The following is a 5716-nucleotide window of genomic DNA, read 5'->3' as shown; positions in this document are numbered from 1 at the left end:
TCCCCAGGCCGATCAGCACGTCCCGGAAGTTCACCCCGGCCGCGCGCACGGCGATGCGCACCTGGCCCGCGTCCAGGGCGACGGCCGTGGCGGGCACCATGCCGATGCCGTCCAGGGTTCCGGGGCTCACCGCCCCGACCTGCCACAGGCCGGCCGGCGGGACGAGTTCGTCGGCGGCCGGACCGGTGGACCGGCCCAGGCGGGGGGTGCGCACCTCGTCGCCGCGTACGGCCACCTGCCCGCCGGTGGGCGTCGGGTCGTCGGCCACGGCGGCCAGCAGGGCGAGGGTGGCCGGGGTGAGCTCGCCGTCGACGTCGGCGAGGACGATCCGGCCCGGGTGCTCGGACTGCGCCGAACGCAGCAGGCCCCAGACCGCCGCGCCGGGCAGGTCCCGCACCGCGTCGGCGGGGGTGGCGACCACGGCGCCCCGGGTCAGCGCCACCAGGGTCGTGTCGGCCAGGGCCGCGCTGTCCAGCCAGGACCGCACCACGGCCAGGACCCGGGCGGTGACCGTACGGACGAGATCGGGCAGGTCGCCCTCCGGCGTACCGGCGGGCACGGGCAGGACGAGCGCGCGGGGCGCCTCGACCGACCCGGCCGCGACCGCCGCGGTCAGTTCGTCGACGCTCGGGAACACCGGCGTGGTCAGGCCCCCCGGCGCGTCACCGTCGCCGAGCAGCGCCCAGCCGGAGACGTCCCCCGCCGGGGTGACCGGTTCGGGCTGCCACGTCACCTCGAACAGCGACCGCTCCGCGGCCTCCGCACCGCTGGCGTCGGTCATCTCCCGCAGGGCGAGCGACTCGACGGACACCACCGGCGCGCCGGACTCGTCGCCGGCCACCAGCCGCACGCGCGAGCCCGACCGGCTCAGCCGTACGCGCAGCGTCCTGGCGCCGGACGCGTGCACCTGCACGCCCTCGAACGCGAACGGCACGCGCGGTCCGCCGGACCGCGCGGTCAGCAGCAGCCCGACGGGGTGCAGCGCGGCGTCCAGCAGCGCGGGGTGCACGGCGAAGCTGGCGGCGTCGGCGGCCGCCTCGTCCGGCAGGGCGACCTCGGCGTACGCCTCGTTGCCGGCGGTCCACAGCCGCCGCAGGCCCCGGAACGCCGGCCCGTAGGCCAGGCCGCGCTCCGCCAGCGCCGGATACCAGTCGGCGAGGTCCACCTCGGTGCCCCCGGCCGGTGGCCAGGGTCCCCACGTCGGCTCGTCGGTGGCCTGCTCCAGCAGGCCGTCGGCGTGCCGGGTCCACGCGTCCTCGGGGTCGCCGTCGGGCTGCGAGTGCACCGCCACGGGCCGGGCGCCGGAGCCGTCGGCCGCGCCGACGCGCACCTGCACGCGGACCGCGCCCGAGCTCGGCAGCACCAGCGGCGCGGCGACGGTCAGCTCCCGCACCCGCGAGGCGCCCACCTCGTCGCCGGCGCGCACCGCGAGTTCGACCAGGGCGGTGCCCGGCAGCACCAGCGCGCCGCCGACCACGTGGTCCGCCAGCCAGGGGTGCGTCGACGCCGACAGCCGGCCGGTCAGCACGACCTCGTCGTCGCCGGCGAGGCGCACCGCCGCGCCGAGCAGCCCGTGTCCGGCCGCGCCCAGCCCCGCGCCCGACACGTCGCCGGTCGCGGACCGGTCGACCGCCGGCCAGAACCGGTCCCGCTGGAAGGCGTACGTGGGCAGGTCGACCGGGGCGGCGCCGGAGCCGGCGAAGACGCTCGTCCAGTCGACGGACACGCCGGCGACGTGCAGGTCGCCGAGGTTGGCCAGCAGCTGGTGCGGACCGTTCTCGTGGCGGCGCAGCGAGCCCACCACCACGCCGGCGCCGGCGGCCCGGTCGAGCGCGTCCTGGACGGCCACCTTGAGCACGGGGTGCGGGCTGACCTCGACGAAGGCCCGGAAGCCCTGCTCGATCAGCCGGTCCACGACCGGCGCGAGCCGGACGGTCTCGCGCAGGTTGCGGTACCAGTAGGCGGCGTCGAGGTCGGCGGTGTCGATCGGCTCGCCGGTGACGGTGGAGTGGAAGGCCACCGTGGTGGACCGCGTCCGTACCGTGCCGAACCCGGCGATCACGTCGTCGCGGATGGCGTCGACCTGGCCGCTGTGGGCCGCGAAGTCGACGGCGACCTGCCGGGCGCGGATGCCGCGCTCGGCGCAGTGCGCGAGCAGTTCGGCGACCGACGACGAGTCGCCGGCCACCACGGTCACGGCGGCGCCGTTGAGGGCGCCGACGGAGAGGCTTCCCCGCCACGGCGCGATGAGCTGCTCGGTGTCGGCGGCCGGGAGCGGGACGGAGACCATGCCGCCCCGGCCGGCGATCGCCAGCAGGCCGCGGCTGCGCGCCACGACGAGCCGCGCCGCGTCGGCGAGGGTCAGGGCGCCGGCGACGCAGGCGGCGGCGAGTTCCCCCTGCGAGTGCCCGACGACGGCGGCCGGTTCGATGCCGCACGAGCGCCAGAGCTGCGCGAGGGACACCATGACGGAGAAGAGCGCGGGCTGGACCACGTCCACCCGGTCCAGGGGCGGCGCACCGGGCGCCTCCCGGAGGACGTCCTCGAGGGACCAGTCGACCAGCCGGGACAGTTCCTCGGCGCACTCCGCCATCCGCTGCCGGAAGACCGGCGAGGTCTCCAGCAGGTCCAGCGCCATCCCCTGCCACTGGGAACCCTGGCCGGGGAAGACGAAGACGACCTTCGGCGCGGCGTCCACGCCGGCCGGCGAGCTGTCGGCGGAGGCGAGGGCGGCCAGCCGGGTGACCGCGTCGTCGCGGTCGGCGGCCACGACGACCGCGCGGTACGGGTGGTGGGCCCGCTGGGTGGCCAGGGAGAACCCGAGGTCGAGCGGCTCCGGCGCCGCGTCACCGGCGAGCAGCTCGCCGAGGCGGGCGGCCTGCGCCCGGAGCGCGCGGAAGCTCCTGCCGGACACCGGCAGGGGCACGGCGGCGGGCCCGACCAGGCCGGGAAGGTCCCCGGCCGGCGGGGGCGTCGCCGGGGTCGGCTCGTCGGGCGCCTGCTCGATGATGGTGTGCGCGTTGGTGCCGCTGATGCCGAACGACGACACCGCCGCCCGGCGCGGCCGCTCCACCGCCGGCCACGGCCGCGCGTCGGTGAGCAGGGCGACCGCCCCGGCGCTCCAGTCGACGTGCGGCGAGGGCTCGTCCACGTGCAGGGTCGGTGGCAGCACGCCGTGCCGCATCGCCAGCACCATCTTGATCACGCCGGCGACGCCCGCCGCGGCCTGCGCGTGACCGATGTTCGACTTGATCGATCCGAGCCAGAGCGGTTCCCCGCCGTCGCGGTCCTGCCCGTAGGTGGCCAGCACCGCCTGCGCCTCGATGGGGTCGCCGAGGGTGGTGCCGGTGCCGTGCGCCTCGACGGCGTCCACGTCGGCCGGCGTCAGCCGCGCGTTCTCCAGGGCCTGCCGGATCACCCGCTGCTGCGACGGGCCGTTCGGGGCGGTCAGCCCGTTGGACGCGCCGTCCTGGTTGACGGCGGAGCCGCGCAGCACGGCGAGCACCCGGTGCCCGTTGCGCCGGGCGTCGGACAGGCGCTCCACCAGCAGCATTCCGACGCCCTCGGACCAGCCGGTGCCGTCGGCGCCGGCGGCGAACGCCTTGCACCGCCCGTCCGGGGCCAGCCCGCCCTGCCGGGAGAACTCGGAGAACATGCCGGGCTGCGCCATCAGCGCCACCCCGCCGGCCAGGGCCATGTCGCACTCGCCGCCGCGCAGCGCCTGGGCGGCGAGGTGCAGCGCCACCAGGGACGAGGAGCAGGCGGTGTCGACGGTGACCGCCGGGCCTTCGAGCCCGAACGTGTAGGCGACCCGCCCGGAGGCGACGCTGCCCGCCGTTCCGGTCAGCAGGTGCCCCTCGAGACCGTCCAGGTCGTCGCGCCCGCTGGTGGCGTAGCCGGAGGAGGCCGCGCCGATGAAGACACCGGTGGCGGTGCCGCCGAGCGCGGTGGGGTCGATGCGGGCGTACTCGAAGCTCTCCCAGGCGGTCTCCAGCAGCAGCCGCTGCTGCGGGTCCATGGCGAGGGCCTCACGGGGGCTGATGTTGAAGAAGCCGGCGTCGAAGTCGGCCGCGTCGTAGAGGAAGCCGCCCTGGTCGGTGACGGTGCCGCCGGCCTGGTCACCGTCCGTGCCGTACAGCCGGTCGAGGTCCCAGCCGCGGTCGGTGGGGAACCCGCCGATCGCGTCGGAGCCGGAGGTGACGAGCTGCCACAGCTGCTCGGGGGTGGCGACGCCGCCGGGGTAGCGGCAGGCCATGCCGATGATGGCGATCGGTTCGTCGGCGTCGGCCGTGACGACGGTACGGACCGTCGGGCCGGCGCCGGTGGACGGGCCGAGCTGCGCGAACAGGTGCTCGGCCAGCCGGGCCGGGGTGGGATGGTCGAAGGCGAGCGTGGCGGAGAGCCGCAGCCCGGTCGCGGCGCCCAGCCGGTTGCGCAGCTCCACCGAGGTCAGCGAGTCGAACCCCAGGTCCTTGAAGGCCCGCGCGGCGGGGACCGCCTGCGCCGAGGCGTGACCCAGCACCGTGGCGGCCTGCCCGCAGACCAGGTCGACAAGCGCCTGCCGGGCGTCGGCCTCGGACAGGCCGCCGAGGCGGTCCCGCCAGGACGTCCCGGCGGTCGGCTGGTCGGTGGCGGTGCGGCGTCGGCCGCCGCCGCGCAGCAGGTGCCGCATCAGCGGCGGTACGTGGCTCGCCTCGCCGGTGACGTGGAGCCGGGCCGCGACGACGACCGGTTGCACCGCCGGCAGGGCGGCGTCGAAGAGTTCGGCGCCCTCGGCCGGGGAGAGCCGGCTCATGCCGACCCGTCGCAGCCGCTGCTGGTCGTCGCCGTCGAGGTGGGCGGTCATCGTGCTGTCGGTGGCCCACATGCCCCAGGCGACGCTGGTGGCGGGCAGCCCCTGCTGCCGGCGGTGCTGCGCGAGGGCGTCGAGGAACGCGTTGGCGGCGGCGTAGTTGCCCTGCCCCGGGGAGCCGAGGGTGGCCGCGACGGAGGAGAACAGCACGAACGCGGACAGGTCCAGGTGCCGGGTGGCCTCGTGCAGCGCCCAGCCGGCGTCCACCTTCGGCGCCATCACCGTACGCAGGGCGGACTCGTCCAGCGAACCGATGGTGGCGTCGGCGATCACCCCGGCGGTGTGCACCACGGCGGTCAACGGGTGCGCCGGGTCGATCCCGGCGACCAGCTCGGTGACCTGCGCGGGATCGCTGACGTCGACCGTCGCGGCGGTCACGGTGGCGCCCGCGTCGGTCAGTTCCCGGACCAGGGTGGCGTAGTCGCCGGCACCGGGCCGGCCGGGTTCGCGCCGGGAGGCCAGCAGCACGTGGCGGGCCTGACCGGTGGCGACGAGGTGGCGCGCGAGCACGCCGGCCAGGGTCCCGGCCGCGCCGGTGACCAGCACGGTGCCCTCGGGGTCCACGGGCGCGGGGACGCGCAGCACCACCTTGCCGACGTGGCGGGCCTGGCTGACGTGCCGCAGCGCCTGCCGGGCCTGGCGCACGTCCCACGCCCGCACGGGCAGCGGGCGCAGCGCGCCCCGCGCGAAGAGTTCGAGGATCTCGGTCAGCATCTCGCCGATGCGGGTGCTGCCCGCCTCGTTCAGGTCGAAGGCGCGGTACGTCACGCCCGGGTGTTCGGCGGCGACCGCCTCCGGGTCGCGCAGGTCGGCCTTGCCCATCTCCACGAACCGGCCGCCGCGCGGCAGCAGCCGCAGCGACGC

The 5716-nt window shown here is 76.9% G+C and carries 1 protein-coding gene; it reads right to left on the bottom strand.

Going from position 1 to position 5716, the window contains the following annotated elements; genetic code table 11:
* Positions 1-5716: SDR family NAD(P)-dependent oxidoreductase (locus ACFHW0_RS31345; RefSeq protein WP_416613241.1), on the bottom strand; the 5716-nt coding region annotated here is incomplete at both ends.

Source organism: Micromonospora sp. LOL_025 (genome assembly GCF_048060285.1).
Classification (GTDB): domain Bacteria; phylum Actinomycetota; class Actinomycetes; order Mycobacteriales; family Micromonosporaceae; genus Micromonospora.
This window is presented reverse-complemented; position numbering and strand designations above follow the sequence as displayed.